This window comes from Achromobacter sp. UBA5777 (assembly GCF_002418565.1).
Taxonomy (GTDB): domain Bacteria; phylum Pseudomonadota; class Gammaproteobacteria; order Burkholderiales; family Burkholderiaceae_B; genus Achromobacter; species Achromobacter animicus.
Window position 1 is genome coordinate 87,368 of record NZ_DIEJ01000106.1, and the last position, 16,396, is coordinate 103,763.

General features: G+C 66.7%; 12 protein-coding genes. 6 read left to right on the forward strand and 6 right to left on the reverse strand.

Annotation, left to right across the window (positions count from 1 at the left end; translation table 11 throughout):
* The first annotated feature begins 97 nt into the window (after window positions 1–97).
* Window positions 98–787, forward strand: a complete 690-nt coding sequence (locus B3446_RS07910; protein ID WP_291379504.1) for a hypothetical protein — start codon at window positions 98–100, stop codon at window positions 785–787.
* A gap of 79 nt (window positions 788–866) precedes the next feature.
* Here B3446_RS07910 and B3446_RS07915 read toward each other — a convergent pair whose 3' ends face one another.
* The 4 genes from B3446_RS07915 to B3446_RS07930 form a co-directional block, all read right to left on the reverse strand.
* Window positions 867–4,217, reverse strand: coding sequence for an autotransporter outer membrane beta-barrel domain-containing protein (locus tag B3446_RS07915; protein WP_291379506.1), 3,351 nt, complete (start codon window positions 4,215–4,217; stop codon window positions 867–869).
* 359 nt (window positions 4,218–4,576) lie between these two features.
* The gene (locus B3446_RS28575) at window positions 4,577–6,658 is read right to left on the reverse strand and encodes a tetratricopeptide repeat protein (protein ID WP_291379508.1); all 2,082 of its coding nucleotides are present in this window, start codon (window positions 6,656–6,658) and stop codon (window positions 4,577–4,579) included.
* A gap of 83 nt (window positions 6,659–6,741) precedes the next feature.
* Window positions 6,742–8,100 carry an ATP-binding protein gene (locus tag B3446_RS07925; protein ID WP_291379510.1) on the reverse strand — a complete coding sequence of 453 codons (1,359 nt, stop codon included), beginning with the start codon at window positions 8,098–8,100 and terminating at the stop codon, window positions 6,742–6,744.
* Window positions 8,097–8,768: a response regulator gene (locus B3446_RS07930; RefSeq protein ID WP_291379512.1), complete on the reverse strand. Its 672-nt coding sequence runs from the start codon at window positions 8,766–8,768 to the stop codon at window positions 8,097–8,099. The genes B3446_RS07925 and B3446_RS07930 overlap by 4 nt, the downstream gene beginning before the upstream one ends.
* 125 nt (window positions 8,769–8,893) lie before the next feature.
* Between B3446_RS07930 and B3446_RS07935 the strand changes: the two genes are divergently transcribed.
* Genes B3446_RS07935 through B3446_RS07955 form a run of 5 tightly spaced genes read left to right on the forward strand, consistent with a single transcriptional unit; the run spans window position 8,894 to window position 13,146 of the window.
* Window positions 8,894–9,520 carry a thermostable hemolysin gene (locus B3446_RS07935; RefSeq protein WP_191577855.1) on the forward strand — a complete coding sequence of 209 codons (627 nt, stop codon included), beginning with the start codon at window positions 8,894–8,896 and terminating at the stop codon, window positions 9,518–9,520.
* On the forward strand, window positions 9,517–11,010 hold the full coding sequence (locus B3446_RS07940; protein WP_291379515.1) for an AMP-binding protein: 1,494 nt from the start codon (window positions 9,517–9,519) through the stop codon (window positions 11,008–11,010). The genes B3446_RS07935 and B3446_RS07940 overlap by 4 nt, the downstream gene beginning before the upstream one ends.
* Window positions 11,007–11,678, forward strand: coding sequence for a TenA family transcriptional regulator (locus B3446_RS07945; RefSeq protein WP_291379517.1), 672 nt, complete (start codon window positions 11,007–11,009; stop codon window positions 11,676–11,678). Before B3446_RS07940 ends, B3446_RS07945 begins: the two co-directional genes overlap by 4 nt.
* Window positions 11,675–12,490, forward strand: a complete 816-nt coding sequence (locus tag B3446_RS07950) for an SDR family oxidoreductase (RefSeq protein ID WP_291379519.1) — start codon at window positions 11,675–11,677, stop codon at window positions 12,488–12,490. The genes B3446_RS07945 and B3446_RS07950 overlap by 4 nt, the downstream gene beginning before the upstream one ends.
* Window positions 12,487–13,146, forward strand: a complete 660-nt coding sequence (locus tag B3446_RS07955) for a tetratricopeptide repeat protein (RefSeq protein ID WP_291379521.1) — start codon at window positions 12,487–12,489, stop codon at window positions 13,144–13,146. Before B3446_RS07950 ends, B3446_RS07955 begins: the two co-directional genes overlap by 4 nt.
* A 1-nt stretch (window position 13,147) precedes the next feature.
* Here the strand turns inward: B3446_RS07955 and B3446_RS07960 are convergent, their stop codons facing one another.
* Window positions 13,148–15,502: a TonB-dependent siderophore receptor gene (locus tag B3446_RS07960; protein WP_291379524.1), complete on the reverse strand. Its 2,355-nt coding sequence runs from the start codon at window positions 15,500–15,502 to the stop codon at window positions 13,148–13,150.
* A gap of 202 nt (window positions 15,503–15,704) precedes the next feature.
* On the reverse strand, window positions 15,705–16,396 hold a 692-nt coding region (locus tag B3446_RS07965; RefSeq protein ID WP_291379526.1), incomplete at its 5' end, for a FecR domain-containing protein.

Genomic DNA, 16,396 nt, shown 5'->3' on the forward strand with positions numbered 1-16,396 from the left:
GCCAGCCATTGCGCGTCAAACTGCCCGCTTCAGATGGGGTACGCTGTCACGCTCGCAAATCCGGGAAGTCTTTGATATGTGGCGCGCGCTTTTCAAAATGTCGTTGACGGTGGGTTGGGGGCTTTGGCTGGCCGCCATGGCGTGGTTCGCATTCGGTATGGCGCGCTACATACCGTCCGCCGACGCGACGCTGACGCCCATCATGCTGATGCCCGGCCAGACGGCGCGGGCCGAGGTTTACCGCATCCGCGAAGCGCCGCTGTGGATGGAGGCGCGATTCGGTGGTCCGATGGGCCGGGACCGGCCTGAATTGGGAGATTCCGCGACGCGCATCGGTGCGCTGGACGCGAAGCCGCGCAACGTCAATCCCGGAGAGCCGGTGCGAATCCGTGTGCGCGATGGCAAGGGGCTGGACATCGCGGTGAGCGCGGCGCCGCGCAGTGGCGCCAGCGCTACGCATTTCTATCGCAAGCTCTGGCCTGAAAGCCATGCCGACGGCGCGCAGCTTGAGACCGCGCCGGGCTTTCCGATGCTGGCGAAGGGGTCGTCGGATCTGACGTTCACGGTGGAAGAGGCCGGACCAGCGCTTCAAGGCGAGCAGATCGAACTGGAGATCAGCGCGCCCATCGGGTTGAAGCGTACGGCGCCAGGGTGGGATGACGTTTCCACCTTCATTTTCTGGCCGTTCTATGCCGCGATTCTGGGCGCGTGGGCGCTGGTATGGGCGGGGCTGACGTGGTGGTATCGCCGACGGAGCCGGCGGACGGCGAAGCGGGCGATTGCCTGAGTTCAAAGCAACAAGGCCCACGCGATTGCGTGGGCCTTGTTGCTTGCCGGGCGGCTGAAATCCCGAATGCCGCCGCGCTTTAGAACCGGTACGACGCTTGCAACTGGAATGTCTGCCCCGACACGTTGCCGGTGTCGAACAGGCGGTCATAGCTGGCGGTCAGGTCCATGGCCTTGCTGACGGGCAGCGTCAGTCCCAGGCCCGCCGAGAACATGCCGCGCGAAGGCGCCACGCCGGGCAGCGTGAAGCCGGTGCCGTCGCTCGCCGTAGCACGGAACTCGCGGTTGGTGTCGAGGGTTTCGTAGGCGTAACCGACGCGGGCCTCGACGACGGCAGGCTTGTCCGACTTCATGCTGAAGGGCAGGCCCACGACGAGTTGCGCATAGGGCTGCAGGCTGTTGAAGTCCTGGGCGCCGACATCCAGGTTCTGGCTGGTCGAACCCGTTTCGCTGAAGCGTTCGGTGTGCAGGTATTGATAGCGCAGGCCGAGACGCGGCGTGATCGAGAGCGGGCCGGCAGCCAGCGGCAGGCTGGCTTGCAGGCCGGCCGTGATCTCCTGGCCGTCCGAGTCGCCCCGGGCCTTGCCCGGGCCGGGGAAGGACCGGCGCGTCTGGAGAAAGTCGTAGGCGGCGCCGACCGTCGCGGCGATGGTGACCGCACCCAGGCGGCGGCTGCCGTAGCCTGCGATGCGCAGGGTGTCGATCTTGCCGCTTGCCTCGTCTTCGGTCACATCGACGTGGCTATAGCCGCCCGCGACGCCCAGCGTCCACGCGCCAACCTGCTGATCCAGGCCGGCCAGAAAACCGTAATGGCGATCCTTGTAGCTGGGCGCGTCGTCGTTGCCGCGCACGTTGACGCTGTTGGAGACGATCTGGGCCCAGGCTTGGCGGCCGGGGCGCGCGCAATTGGCGGGCGTCGCGGCGTCCGCGCAATCCTGGCCCAGGCGTGCGAGCAGCGTGTCGTTCACACGTTGGCCTTCGCGGATGGCGGCCGAGGCGACCGCGCCGAAGATCGTGGCGTTGGTGGGGGCAATGACGACGGTCCCGCCGCCAGTGTCCGTGCCGCCGCCGGTGTCGGTGCCGCCGCCGGTGTCCGTACCGCCGCCGGTATCCGTGCCGCCGCCAGTATCCGTGCCGCTGGCGGCCAGCGTGAGGGTGCTGCCGTCGGCCAGATTCTGCACGCTTTGCGCCAGTTCGGCCGGCGCGTTGCTGGTCACGGACGCGAAACGGCCGGTGACGCTGGCCGCGTCGACGATGCGGAAGGACGTGGCGCTGTAGGTGCCCGGGCCGTACAGCACGTTCAGCGTGCCGGCCAGGGTGGCGGTGCCGCTCACCTTCAGTTGCGAAGCCGTGGTGGGGCTGACGTCGATGAACAGCGTGCCGGTCGGGGACTGCGTGTAATTGCCCAGGATCGTCAGGGTGCCGATGGAGCCGCCCGGGCGCACGACGCCGTCGTTGGTCACATTGCCGCCGATGGAGCCGTGTCCGCGCAGCGTGCCTGCGCTGCCGACGGCCACGTCGCCCAGGATGCCGGCGGTGGGATGCGCGGCATCACCGATCTCCAGCGTACCCGCGGTCACCGAGGTGCCGCCCGAGTAGGTGTTCACGCCGTTCAGGATCAGCATGCCGCTGCCGGTCTTGGCCAGCGCGCCGCTGCCGGTCAGCTTGGAATCGATGATGGCGGTGGCGTTGGCATCGACCTCGATGGCCGAGGTGGCCGCCGTCAGCCCGATGGCGTCGCCGGTGACGCGGTAGCCATCGGTGGAGAACTGCATGCCGTTCACGGCGATTGCGCCGTGGCTGGCGTCGACCGTCACGGTGCCCGCCGCGCCGGCGAACACGGGCCGCACGTCGGTCAGGTCGAGCTGGCCGTTGGCGGCGCCGTCGGTCGAGGTCCAGTTCTTGCCGTTGGCCGTCCAGGTGCCGGAGCCGCCGGCAATCGTGCCGTCGGCCACGGTGTTGGCGCCGTCCCAGTAGTGGGTCTGGGCGTCGGGCGCGATGGTCACGGTCAGCGCGCCGTTCACGTCGCTCAGTTGGGCGAGCAGGCCGTTGTTGGTGGAGACGAACGCCGTGTTGTTGGCATAGGTGCCGGACCCGGTCGGGCGCACGACCGTGTAGGACTGGCCATTGGCCAAACCCGTGCCGCCCAGGCTGATCGCCGCGCTGCTGATGGCCGCCGAGCCGTTCACGTCCAGGTAGCCATAGCTGCTGGTGTCGACGACGTTGAAGGCCAGTCCGCCGCCGGTCTGCGAATAGTCGCCCGTGACGGTGATGGGGTTGTTGATCTGAAGGGTCGCGCCGGTGTTGATGACGGAACGGCCCACCGCAGCGATGTCGTTGTTCAGCAGCAGGTTTCCGCGCGAAAACACCAGGTTTGCACCCGTTACCTTGATGAGGCCTTTGTCGGCCACGCCCAGGCCGCCGCTCGCGCCGGTAAGGGTGCCGAAGACGTTGCCGCTGCCGCCTGCGATGACGAGGGGGATGGCGCTGGCGGAGGTCAGGTCGCCCGCGATGAGGCCGCTGTTGGTGATCGTACTGATATAGCTGTTGCTATCGAGCTGGATCGCCGCATTCCGGCCGGTGATGGTGCCGCTATTGGCGAGCAGGCTTACGCTGCTGGCGCGGGACAGGTAGATGCCGGCATCGAACGACCCGCCCATGGCGCTGCTGGGCGCACCCACGATCAGGCCCGTGTTGGTGATGGTGCCCGCCGTGCTGGCATCCATGAAAATGCCTGCGATGTCGCCAGAGATGGTCCCGGAATTCGTGAGCGTGCCTAACCGGGCGTTGTCCTGAGCCAGGATGCCTAGCTGACCGACGATGGTCCCATCGTTTTGCAGCGTTTCGATGGCGCCATTTTCGGTGACCACGCCGAACCCCGCGAGGAAACCGTCGATCTTGGCGCTTTGCAAGGTGCCGGTGTTGGTCAGGTTGGTGATCGTTCCGCCGTCGTTCCAGATGGCTGCAATCGTCCCTCCGAAGGAACTGTTGCTGCTGATCATCCCGGCATTGCTGATCGTGGCGATGCTGCCCTCATTGAAGATCCCCGCACGTGCGCCGGCGATGGAGCCGCCCGTGTTGTTGACCACGCTGGTGATGCTTCCGGACCCTGTATTCCGGATGCCGGCCACGGTGACGCCCGTTCCGGTGGACCAGATCAAGCCAGTGTTTTGCACCTGAGCCAGAACGGCGTCGTTCTGCATGCCCGCCAGTGTGCCAACGATGGTGCCGAGGTTCGTCAGCGTGCGGCCGGAAATGGTGCCGGAGGCGTGCAGACCGATGTCGGCGCCGGAGAGCGTGCCGGTCCCGGTGATCGTAAAGTTACCGCCCGTCCATTCGATGCAGTCGGTGGAGCCGAAGAGCGTCGTGTTGTTCCCAAATGTGAGGCACCCCGCTGCATGGACCATTCCGGGAAGCAGGCTGGCGGCCACGAGGGAAACACCCGACAGAATTTGCGTCGACCGGGCAGGCGCCGCCCTCGAGCCGGCTCGCGCGGATGCCACGGGAAAAGAAGGTGTACGTTTTTTTCGGTGTTTCAGCTTCAAGGCAAGCTCCCGCCTGGGGCGATTTCGGTTGGAATGTGCGGCAACCGTTGGAGCTATGGACTATCCGCGCGGCCGGTGCCAGGGTATGAGGCTAGACAGGCGGCCTTTTGCTGGGGCGTACTATCTCACCCCGCACATTACTGGCGATGCCGCGGTCTCAAAGGCCGCAATAATGCCGAAATTCAGGCCTTTTTCCGGTTGTCACTGCGGGCGCGCCGGCTTGGGCGCCGGTTGCGCCCGCATGTTCATGCCTGGCCGCGGTGAAACCGGGTTGCCAGCGCCTGCCCCAAGTCGTGCATGACCCGCTTCCAATCGCCCGGCGCGGGCTGGCGAAACAATTGCAGCGACGGATACCAGGGGGAGTCGGACCGCTGCAACAGCCAGCGCCAGTCGGGCAGGAAAGGCAGCAGCACCCAGGCGGGCCGATTCAATGCGCCGGCCAGATGCACGGGCGAGGAGTCGACCGAGACGAGCAGGTCGGCCAGGGACAGGATCGCGGCGGTGTCCTCGAAGTCGGCGATCTCGGCATCCAGCGGCACGATGTTCATGCCGGCCGGGGCCGTGGCGGCCTGGGCAGCGGCAGGGCCTTTCTGGATGGCTAGGTACGTGATGCCGGGCACGGCGAGGGGCGCCATATCCGCCAAGGCAAGAGACCGGTTGGCGTCGTTCGAATGAGTGGGTCTGCCTGCCCAGGCCAGCGCCACCCATGGCCGTGGCAAGCCGGCCAGCCGCTTGCGCCATTTCTCGACGCGCGCCGCATCGGCCGACAGGTAGCCGACCTGGCCCGGCAGGTCGGCCATGCGCAGGCCGATCGCCATGGGCAGGGACATCAGTTCGCAGTGCTGGTCGAACGGCGGGGGTATCTGTCCGCGCGGGAAGGCGTCCGGGCCGACGAGGCGCCGGGCAAAGGACAGCAGGTCGGGATGGACTTCCAGCACGACACGCGCGCCGCTGCGGGTCCGGGCCGCGTCGATCAGGCGCATGAATTGCAGCGTGTCGCCGTACCCCTGCTCGTCATGAATGAGCAGCGTCTGACCCGCGATGCGGCTGCCGTCCCAGCGCGGCCGCTGCACCTTGCGGTCCATCGCCGCGGTATGGGAAAGGCTGTAGCGCCAACGGTATTCCGTCCAGCCGCGCTCGAAATCCCCTTGCAGCAAGCGCGTTTCGGCCAGGTCGAATCGGGCGGACAGGTTGCCGGGCATGGCTGTCGCGAGCATGGCCTGAATGTCAGCGGCTTCCTGAACGCGCCCTTGAAATTTCACTGCCAGACCGAGAAGGCGCCAAAGTACGGCGGGCGCGCCGCGCGGGTCCATGTTCTCGCGCAGTAGCCGCTCGGCTTCGGCGCTCTGTCGCTCAGTCAGCAGATCGCGGACGCGGCGTGCCAAGTCATCCAAGTCTTGCGCCAGCGCAGCGCCTGGGACGGCTGCTGCGCCCGGTGCGCCCCGTGCGCCCGGGTGTGCCCCAACTGGCGCCGCGTCCGTTGACGCCGCCAGCACTTCGGCTGTTGCAGCCTGCAAGCCGCATGCCGTCCGCAAACGCGTGCGCAGTTCAAGCGCCTGCGGGTGGCTGGGTGCGAAGGTCAGCAGCGCTTCGGTCCATTGCATCGCTGTCGCGGGCCGCGACCGCGCCGCTTCGATTTCCGCCAGATTGATGTACGCGTTCGCCAGGCGCGGATTGCATTCGATGGCGCGCTGCCCGGCGTTTGCCGCAGCGTCGTAATCGCCTAGTTCGCGCAGCACGAAGGCTAGATTGCTGTGCGCCTCGGCGTAGTCGCCGCGCAATGCGAGCGCCTGGGTGTAGCGCTGGCGCGCTTCGTCCAGGCGATTCACGCCCGTGTACGCGTTGCCGAGGTTGTTGAGGGCTTCCGGACTGTGCGGTTGAAGTTCCGCCACCCGCTCAAGACAATCGACGCTGTCGGCGTGGCGCCCGGACTCCTGCAGGATGATGCCCAGGTTGTTCCACGCCATGACCAGCCCGGGTTCTCGTTGCGTGGCATGGCGCGCGGCGGCCTCGCCTTCAGCGAGCAGGCCTTGCTGCCGGCAGATTTCGGCCAGGTTGCCGAAGTAGACCGCGGGCGCGGAGTCTGTCTTGCAAGCGTGCCGCAGCAGGTCGAGCGCCAGCGCGGGCTGGCCGTGCGTATGCGCGATCAGGCCCAGCAGATGGGAGGCATCGGCCTGTCCGGGCGACGCGGCCAGAATGCGCCGGCAGAGGATTTCCGCCTGGGCCGCCTGCCCGGCGCTCCAGTGGGCATGGGCCTGTCGCAGGGCTTCAGGCAGGGAAAGCAGCTCGCCTGTCGTCGGCGTGGGCGGTGGGGGCTTGGGGGCCATGGTGAGACCGGCGGCCGCCGCTCAGGGCGGCCTGAAGGGGAATGTGAAGCGCAGATTCTAGTGCCTTCGCGCGGGCTTGCCATCTACGCGCCGCGGCGTATCGTGACCCGCAAGCCCGGGCCGAAGTCGCTTTCCGCATCGCGCATGGCAAAGGCAATGCGCATCCCGTGCGCGTGCGCGATTCGGCGGGCGATGGAGACGCCAAGGCCGCTGCCGGCTTCCTCGTTGCCGGCGGCGCGCAGAAAACGGTCGCCCAGCCGCGGCAACACTTCGGGCGCGACGCCGGGCCCCTGGTCGTCGACGGAGATCTCCGAGGGCGAGAAGGCCAGGCGCACCCGGCCATGGCGCGGGCCGTACCGGATGGCGTTGTCCAGGATGTTTTTCAGCATGATGACCAGAGCGTCGGCATCGCCCGCCATAGGCAGCGGCAGGACGCCCGGCTCGGGCCATTCCACCGCGATGTCCACGTCCCGCCGGTTGGCGATCCAGAGGCAGTCGCTGACGGCCTGCTCGGCCACGGTGCGCCAGTCAACGGAGCCGCCGAAGTCGGTGTGACTGGCATTGTCCAATCGCGCCATTGTGAGCAACTGCGATACCAGCCGGTCCAGCCGCTCCATCCCGCGCGTCACGCTGGTTTGCGCCTCGCGCAGCGCGTCCGGGTCTCGCGTGCGCTGCATCACATCCCATTGCGCCCGCACCGCGGCGAGCGGCGTGCGCAGCTCGTGCGCGGCATCCGCGGTCAGCCGGCGCTCTTGCTCGATCAGCGTACCGACCCGCGCAAGCAAGCCGTTCATGGAAGTCACCAGCGGCGTGAGTTCGCCCGGCACGCCGGACAGCGGCAGGGGCTTGGCCTCGTCCGGGCTGCGTCGTTCCAGTTCGGACGATAGCCTGCGCACGGGGGACATCGCCTGGCGCACCGCGTAGATCAGCAGCCCGATCAGCACCGGCAGGCCCAACAGCCAGGGCAGGATCTGGCCCGCCACGTAGGCGATCACCAGGTCGTCGCGTTCTCCGATGCGCTGTCCCACGGCGACCCGTGTCGGGCCCGATGGATCGTCCAGGTAAAAGAGCCGCCAGGGTTCTCCGTTGACGATGCTTTCCGCAAACCCCTCCCGGTCTTCGTTGCGGGGAAACTGCATGGCTTCGGGATCCAGCACCAGAGGGGCCTGCGCGCCGCGCCATATGGCCACCGAAAGATCGCCAAGACCGGCATCGCCCGCTGTGCCCGATGCGGGCAATTGGGCGCGCGCAGGCTGTGTCTGGGTGGAGGGCGGGATCAGCGCCGATATCGCGATCGTCTGTTGCGCCAGGCGCACCATGTCGGTGTCATAGAGCTCGTTGATTTCGTGGGCGGCGCGCCAGTACGTGCCTGCGATGGTGACGAGCCACGCGAATGGCGCTGCAAGCATTACGGCAATGATCAGGCGGCGTTGCAATGTCATGACTCGGCTTCCACCTGGCCCAGCGCGTAACCCGAACCCCGCACGGTGCGCACGATTTTCGGGTGGATTTTTTTGCGCAGATGGTGCACGAACACCTCAAGCGCATTGCTTTCGAGCTCGGCGTCCCAGTCGTAAAGCTTGTCGCGGATGAAATCGCGCGTCAGCACGCGATTGGGATGCGTGAGGAACAGTTCCAGCAGCAGGGCTTCGCGCGTCGTGAGGTCCACCTTCTGGCCTTTCCAATGCACTTCGTGCAGGGCAGGGTGGTAGTCAAGATCGCCATGACGCCAGACGGGCTCGGGCTTGCCGGCGACGCGCCGCGTCACCGCGCGCAGGCGTGCCGCCAGTTCATCCAGAGTGATGGGTTTGATGAGGTAATCGTCCGCGCCGGCATCCAGGCCCGCGATGCGGCTTGAAACCGCCTCGCGCGCCGTCAGGATGACAACTGGCACGGTGCGGCCATCGCGGCGCCACCGGTTGAGCAGGGAAACGCCGTCTTCTCCCGGCAGCCCGAGATCGAGAACGACGGCGTCGTAATGCACGACGCCGATCGCCTGGTCTCCTTCCCGGCTGCTCGAGAACCAGTCGACGGCATAGCCCAGAAGCCGTAAGCCGGACTTCACGCCATCACCAATGAGGGGGTCATCTTCGATGATGAGAATTCTCATTTGTCGTCTCTCGCTGTGCAGGGCTGAGGTTAGCACCGCGGGGCGGTTAATTTCTCATTAAGGTTCCATGCCTAAGCTGCGCTCCATCGTATCGGGAAAATCAGCTCCTAAGCATGGAATACCGCATGCCCCACAACAAATGTTTCGCCCCGTCCGCCTGGACGGCGATGGCCGCGCAGCCCCGGGCCATGCCCGCAACGCTGCACGTCCACCCCCTCGAGGATCCGATGCGCGCGCGGATCGAGACCTACATTCACCAACGGTATCAACAGCGCTTCGGCGCCCGGCTGACCGAGTGGCTGCCCACGCTGGTCAGCGTGCAGCGCGACGGCGAGATCCTGGCGGCGGCGGGCTATCGCAGCGCGAGCGATCCGCTTTTTCTGGAGCGCTATCTGTCCGCGCCCATCGAGCAATACCTGCGCGATCAAGGCGCGCCTGTTGCGCGCAGTCTCATCGTTGAAGCCGGGCAGTTCGCCGCCGTGCGTCCCGGGGGCGGCAGATTGCTGGTGCCGCTCCTGGCAAGGCATCTGCATGCCGAGGGCTTTGATTGGGCGGTCAGCACGCTCACCATCGAATTGCACCATCTGTTCCGGCGAATGGGGTTGGCGCATCAGCCGATCTCCGCGGCCACCTCGGACCACCTGAACGAAGCCGAGCGCAAGGACTGGGGCAATTACTACGCGCATGCGCCGACGGTTTTCGCGGGGCGGCTCAATGCCATTCTTGGCCGCCTTCCGGAGATGGACGTATGAACGTGTCCGATTTCTTTGCACTGTTGAAAGACCCCGCGCGTGCCCGTGCATTGGCGGTTCAGACGCCGGCCGAGGGGCCGGATTACGCCGCGCTCCTCGCCCGTGTGGACAAGCTTGCCGAAAGCCTAACGGCGCGAGGGGCGACGGTGGTGGCCTCGCTGATGGACAACGGTCTTGAGTGGATCGTGCTGGATCTGGCCTGTCTTCAAGCGGGCGTGGTGCACGTGCCCCTGCCGCTGTTCTTCACGCCGGGCCAGTGGCGCGAAACCCTGGACGCCGCAGGCGTGAACGCCGTCGTCGGACCTGCGTCATTGCAGCCTATGTTGCAGGCGTTCGGTTTTGAGACCGCCGGGCAATGGCAGGGCCACACGGCCCTCTTCCGGCGCGCTTTCGCCAAGGTGCCGTTGCCCGCTGGCACGGCGAAGATCACGTTTACGTCCGGCTCGACCGGCAGTCCGAAAGGCGTGTGCCTGGGCGCGGCCGAGATGCTGGCGGTGGCGAGCGGTCTGGCGGCCGCCACGCGGCCGCTTGGCATTCGCCGCCATTTCACCGCATTGCCCTTGCCGGTTTTGCTGGAGAACATCGCGGGCGTCTACGCGCCACTGATCGAGGGCGCGGCGATTTGCGTCAACCCGTTGAAGGACGTCGGGCTTCAGGGATCGTCGCGCTTCGATCCCGCCGTGTTTCATCAAGGCCTCGTGGCGGGCCGCGCACAAAGCGTCATCGTGTTGCCGCAGATGTTGCGCGCTTACGCGGGCTGGCTAGGGGCGGCAGAAATCCTCGGCCCCGAGGTGCTGCGATTTGTCGCGGTGGGCGGCGCGGCAGTGGGAAGCGATCTGCTGGAAAGCGCTCGTACGCTGGGAATACCCGCTTACGAAGGCTACGGGCTTTCGGAGGCCTGCTCGGTACAGACCCTGAATCTGCCCGGCGCGGACTGTCCCGGGTCGGCGGGCCGCCCCTTGCCGCATGCCCGCGTGCGCGTGGCTGCCGACGGTGAAATCGAAGTGGCCGGCGCGCTGGCGCTGGGATATCTGGGGCAGCCAGCGATGTCGTCGGCATGGCTGCCGACAGGCGACCTGGGCCGCATCGACGACGCCGGATTCCTGCATATCCGCGGTCGCAAGAAAAATGTGCTGATCACCGGATACGGACGCAACGTATCGCCCGAATGGGTCGAGCTGCGCCTGGCGAACCAGCGCGTCATCGCCCATTGCGTCGTGCTGGGCGAAGGCCAGGCGTCGCTGGGCGCCGTGATCTGGCCGCTGGGCAATCCCAGCGACAGCGCCATTCAGGCGTGTGTCGACGAGGTCAACCAGGGGCTACCGGACTATGCCCGCATCGGGTCCTGGATGCGCGCGCGGGCCGAGTTCTCTGCCACCAGCGGCCTGGCGACGGTGAATGGGCGTCCGCGCCGGCAGGCCGTTGCCGAACTACATGCCGATCTCTTTTCCGCGGGTTTCCGCTCAACCGTTGATGTAGACCCATCATGACCTTTTTCGAACAGTTGCTTGATCAGACGCGCGAGGCCCGCGAGGCCCTGGTGGCCACGCCCATCATCCAGGATTGCCTGCGCGGACAGGTCGCGCGGCCCGCCTATGCGGCGTTTCTGCGCGAGGCCTATCACCACGTCAGCCACACCGTGCCCTTGATGCACGCGTGCCGCGCGCGCATGCCGGCACGCCTGGCGTGGATGCTGCCCGCGCTGGATGAATACATCGAGGAGGAGACCGGCCACGATGCCTGGATCCTCAATGACCTGCGTGCGCTGGGACACGATGCGGACGAGGTTCGCCGCGCCGGACCCGGGCCGGACACCGAAATCATGGTGGCCTACGCCTACGACACCATCGCGCGCAAGAATCCGGTGGGATTCTTCGGCATGGTGCACGTGCTGGAGGGCACCAGCGTCACGCTGGCCTTGAACGCCGCCGACCAGATCCAGCGCGCGCTGGCGCTGCCGCCAAACGCCTTCAGCTATCTGCGGTCCCACGGCACGCTGGACCAGGAGCACACCGCGCACTTCGCCGATCTGGTGAACCGCCTGGACGATGGCGCCGACCGGGCCGCCGTGGTCCACGCCGCCAACATGTTCTATGGACTTTATGGGGCGATCTTCCGCGCCCTGCCGCGCTCGTCATCGCAAGGAGAGGTCGCATGAGCCCGCGCGACGCCTCCGTCGTATTGACGGGCGCCGCAGGCGGCCTCGGAAGCGCGATGGCGCGCCGGCTCTTCGACGAAGGCGCGAGCCTGCTGCTGGTCGGCCGCAGCGAAGCGCCCTTGCTGGCGCTGGCGCAGTCGCTGAGCGCCGGGGCGCGCGACCGGTCGCGTGTGGACGCGCTGGTGGTGGATGTGACCACCGACGCCGGCCGCAATGCGGTCATCGATGCCGCCGGCGCCCGCAATGCGAACGTGCTCATCAACAATGCGGCGCTGGCCGCGTTCGGGCCGGCGCAGTCCCTGCAGACCGAAGCGCTGCGCCAGCTTATGGACACGAATGTCGTCGCGCCCATGATGCTGACTGCCGGCATGCTGCCGCTCTTGCTGGCGCAGCCGCGCGCACAGGTGCTGAACATCGGATCGACGCTGGGCAGCCTGGGCGTGCCGGGGTTTTCCGCCTATGCGGCAAGCAAGGCCGCGCTACGGATGTACTCCGAAGCCTTGCGCCGCGAACTGGCCGACTCGTCCGTCCGGGTGCAGTACTACGCGCCGCGGGCGATCGACACGCCGTTCAACTCGGCCGAGGTCCTGGCGTTCAACAAGGAGACCGATTCGGCCAGCGACAGTCCGGAAGAAATCGCGCGGGCCGTGTCGCGCATGCTGCAACGCGAATCGCGCCAAGGCTTTGCAGGCGGAATCGAATCCGTCGCGGCGCGGTTGAATGGTCTTTGTCCTGAATGGTTCGATGGCGCGTTTGCAAAACATCGTCGCGCATTGATGTCGTTGAAATTTCCTACTGGAGCCCAGTCATGAAATTGAATTCTGGCTTGCGCAATAAGGCCGCCGGCGTGCTGGCGGGCGTGGCGTGTCTGTTTTCCTCCCTTGCCGTGGCGGCGCCTGCCGAAATGGACCAGGGCATCCGCGCGCTGCAAAGCAGCTGGGCGGACATTCAATACAAGAGCCCGCCCGATGATCGCGCCAAGCGCTTCGAGGCACTATCCAAGCAGGCCCACGACCTGACGCAGCGTTACGTCAACAAAGCCGAACCGCATATCTGGGAAGGCATCATCCTGAGCTCGTGGGCCGGCGCCAAAGGCGGCATGGGCGCCCTCAGCCTGGCGAAACAGGCCAAGGCCGAGTATGAAACCGCGATTCAGATCGACAGCAAGGCATTGGACGGGTCTGCGCTGAACAGCCTGGGCGTGCTGTATTACAAGGTGCCCGGCTGGCCGGTGGGCTTTGGCGACAACAAGCGTGCAGAGGCGCTGTTGCAGCAGGCGTTGGCCATCAACCCGGACGGCATAGACCCAAACTACTTCTATGCGGATTACCTGGTGTACCGGAACCGCAAGTCGGAGGCGGTTCCTTACCTGGAAAAGGCGTTGAAAGCGCCGCCCCGGCCCGGTCGCGAAGTGGCTGACGAGGGCCGGCGGGAGGAAGTGCGTACGCTGCTGAAAGCGGCCCGCTGAGTCAGTACTGATACCGCACCGTCAGCATCACGGTGCGCGGCTGGCCGTAGTAGTTTTGCCGCGAGGCGCCGCCAAGCTTCTCGTAATACTTGCGGTCAAACAGGTTGTCGACGGTGAGCGTGCCTTCGACGTGGCGGTTGTAGCGGTAACCGATCTGCGCGGATACGAGCGCGTAGCTGCCCTGGTCCCAACGCACGTTGCCGCTTTGCAGATAATTGCCGCTATTCCAGCGAACGCCGGTGCCCACGCTGAAGCCTTCCAGCGCCGGCTGGCTGAAGCGGTAGCGGGTCCAGAGGTTGATGGCGTGACGCGGGGTGATTGTGCTGTACGACAGTCCCTCCTGGGCTTGGCTCGCTTTCAGGTATTTGGTCTGCGTGTAGGCGTAGCCGGCCACGATGTCCCAGTTCGGCAACGGCGATCCGCTGATCTCGGTCTCGAAGCCCTGGCTGCGCACCTTGCCCGCGGCCACCGAGTACATCGGGTTGTTCAGGTCGCTCATCGCCCGGTTGCGGTCCACGATCTGGAACAGGGCGGCATGCGCGTTGAGCGCGCCGTCCATGAACGCGCCTTTGACGCCCGTTTCGATCTGGCGTCCCACGCGCGGCGACAGCGTGCTGCCTTGCGCATCGATTTCGGTCTGCGGCTGGAAGATGCTGGTGTAGCTGGCGTAGGCGGACAACTGCGGCGTCAGTTCGTACACCACCCCGGCATATGGGGAGGGACGCGCGTCGATGCGCGTCGTCGCCTGGCTGAAGTCGCCGAAGTACTGGTTGGCGTTGCGTGCGTCGTTTTTCCACCAGGACAGGCGCGCGCCCGCGATGACCTTCAAGTTATCGGTCGCCTGAATGTTTGCGCGCGTGTACAGGCCGAATTCGCTGGTGCGGCCGTCGTTGCCGTTGACCTGTTCCATCTCGGGCTGTGGCATGTCGATGACCGGGTCATTTACGTTGGTCGGGAAGATCGTGCCGCCGCCATAGTTGAATTGCTTGCGGGTGTAGCTGTAGTCGGCGCCCACGAGCACGCTGTGCTCGCGGCCGAAAGCCTCGAACGGCAGATTCACGTGCGCATCCGCGCCGGTCGTTTTCCAGTGGTTGCGGTACGACCAGGCGATGAGGTTGGTGTCTCCGGTGACCGGATCGACGGCGCGGTTGGGCCAGGTGGTCACGCGCGTCGGGGTGTCGGTGTCGCGATGAAAGATGCTTGCCTTCATGGAGCCGCCGCCGTCCAGCCGGTGCTGCAGATCGGCAAAGACCTCGGTGGTTTCTTCTTCGATGCGGTTCCATTCGGCGCTGAGATTGGTGCCGCGGCGCACGTCGAGCAGCGAGCCGTCGGCGTACGCGGGCAGGCCGAATGCCGGCGTGACGCGGGAGCGTTGGTGCGTGATGCCCGCCGCCAGCGTCGTGGCGGATGTCAGGTCGGCCTCGACGATGCCGTAGAGCGTGGGCCGCTCGGAACTGACGCGGTCGACGAAGGAGCCGCGGTCTTCGTAGGCGGCAATGAAGCGGCCGCGGACCTTGCCTTCGCTATCAAACGGCGTGCTCAGGTCGGCCACGGCGCGGTAGTAGTCCCACGACCCGACGCTGGCCTGAGCGCCAAAGGCGAATTCCTGCATGGGGCGTTTGCGCACCAGATTCACGCTGCCGCCTGGTTCGCCCGTCCCTTGGTAGAGCCCGGACGGACCGCGCAGCACTTCGATGCGATCGTAGATGGCAAGGTCGAAGCCCGCCGACAGGTTGCCCGCGCCGGCCGGGGCGCGCATGCCGTCCACCTGGATCGAATCGAGCGAGTAGCCGCGAGAGATGAACCCGGAAATATTGCCGCCGCTGGAGAGCGTTTCGACGGTCATGCCCGTGACGTTGCGCATTGCGTCCGACAGGCTGTTCAGGTTCTGGTCGTCGAGCTGCTGGCGTGTGACGACGGACACCGACTGCGGAATTTCCTTGAGTGTCTGCGTGCCTTTGCCGATGGTGACGGCATTGCTGGTGTACGAGCCCGTGCCTTCGCTGGTGGCGCGCTCGGCCGCGCCGGTGACGGTGACGGGCGCCAGTTGCGTAATTCCGCCTTGCGGCATCGCCTGCAGCGCGTAGGTGCCGGAAGCGCTGGGCACGGCGCGATAACCGGTGCCCGCGAGCAGGCGGTCAAAGCCTTGCTGGACGTTCATCTCGCCCGAGATGCCTGGACTTTGGCGGCCGGCGAGCCAGGCGGGGTCGTAGACGATCTGCACGCCAGCGGCGGCCGCGTAGCGCGCCAGCACGGCATCGAGCGAGCCTGCGCCGATTGCGACGGTGCGCACCTGGGAGGCCGGCGCTGCGCCGGTCTGGGCCGCGGACTGTGCGCCCGCGGTGGCGCTTGCCATGGCCGTGCACCAGAGCGCCGTCCAGATCATTGCCTTGCGGGATCCTCTGCCCCGCGCTGCGCGTACACGTGCCATCACTCTTTCATCCTTTCATCGTCAAGCAAGAAGCGCCCGCATCCCCTTGATGCGGTCTTACTTCCTACTCCGCACGACAACGAAAAAGTGATCACCTCGACGCAAAATATTTTTGCCGCGCGGCCGTTCAAGCGCCGGCCGGACCGACCGATACCCAGTAACGGGTGACGCGCTGCACCGCGATGGGCAGGCGTTCGGCCAAGGCTTGCAGCGCCGCATCGGTGTCCCGCAGCGACAGCGCGCCCGACACCCGCAGGTCGGCGACCTCGGGGTCGCAGCGCAGGAAACCCGGGCGATGACGCGCCAGCTCGGCCACCACGTCGGCGAGGCGCTGATCGCGCACGACCAGCATGCCTTGCTCCCAGAGCGCCGCGCTGTCGTCCACGGGCGCCAGCGCGCCGGTCTGGGCAAGCGTGAAACTGCCGCGTTGCCCGGCGTCGATGCGCAGTGGCGCGCCATGTCTCGGGCGTGCCAGCACCGCATGCTCGAACACCATGACCTCGGTGTGGTCCTCGACGACGCGTACCGAGAAGCGCGTGCCCAGCGCCTGCACCTCGCCTTGCGGGGTCTGCACCACGAAGGGCCTGTAGGCAGGCTGGGATTCCTGGCCGGTGGTCACCAGCACCTCGCCGGCCACCAGCACCAGACGGCGCTCGCTGCTGCCGTAGCGCAGGTCGACGGCGCTGCCGCTGTTCAACACCAGCCGCGTGCCGTCGTCGAGCTGATGTGTCAGTTGTTCGCCTGCGGCGGTGCGCAGGTCGGCGCGCCAGGCGGGCGCCTCGCGCCATGCCATCCAGCCTGCCGGGGCGAGCACGCCCA

Bases quoted from the DNA above. Each gene is read 5' to 3' on its own strand.
- B3446_RS07910 (WP_291379504.1), top strand. From the start codon at position 98: ATGTCGTTGACGGTGGGTTGGGGGCTTTGGCTGGCCGCCATGGCGTGG.
- B3446_RS28575 (WP_291379508.1), bottom strand. From the start codon at position 6,658: ATGGCCCCCAAGCCCCCACCGCCCACGCCGACGACAGGCGAGCTGCTT.
- B3446_RS07925 (WP_291379510.1), bottom strand. From the start codon at position 8,100: ATGACATTGCAACGCCGCCTGATCATTGCCGTAATGCTTGCAGCGCCA.
- B3446_RS07930 (WP_291379512.1), bottom strand. From the start codon at position 8,768: ATGAGAATTCTCATCATCGAAGATGACCCCCTCATTGGTGATGGCGTG.
- B3446_RS07935 (WP_191577855.1), top strand. From the start codon at position 8,894: ATGCCCCACAACAAATGTTTCGCCCCGTCCGCCTGGACGGCGATGGCC.
- B3446_RS07940 (WP_291379515.1), top strand. From the start codon at position 9,517: ATGAACGTGTCCGATTTCTTTGCACTGTTGAAAGACCCCGCGCGTGCC.
- B3446_RS07945 (WP_291379517.1), top strand. From the start codon at position 11,007: ATGACCTTTTTCGAACAGTTGCTTGATCAGACGCGCGAGGCCCGCGAG.
- B3446_RS07950 (WP_291379519.1), top strand. From the start codon at position 11,675: ATGAGCCCGCGCGACGCCTCCGTCGTATTGACGGGCGCCGCAGGCGGC.
- B3446_RS07955 (WP_291379521.1), top strand. From the start codon at position 12,487: ATGAAATTGAATTCTGGCTTGCGCAATAAGGCCGCCGGCGTGCTGGCG.
- B3446_RS07960 (WP_291379524.1), bottom strand. From the start codon at position 15,502: ATGGCAAGCGCCACCGCGGGCGCACAGTCCGCGGCCCAGACCGGCGCA.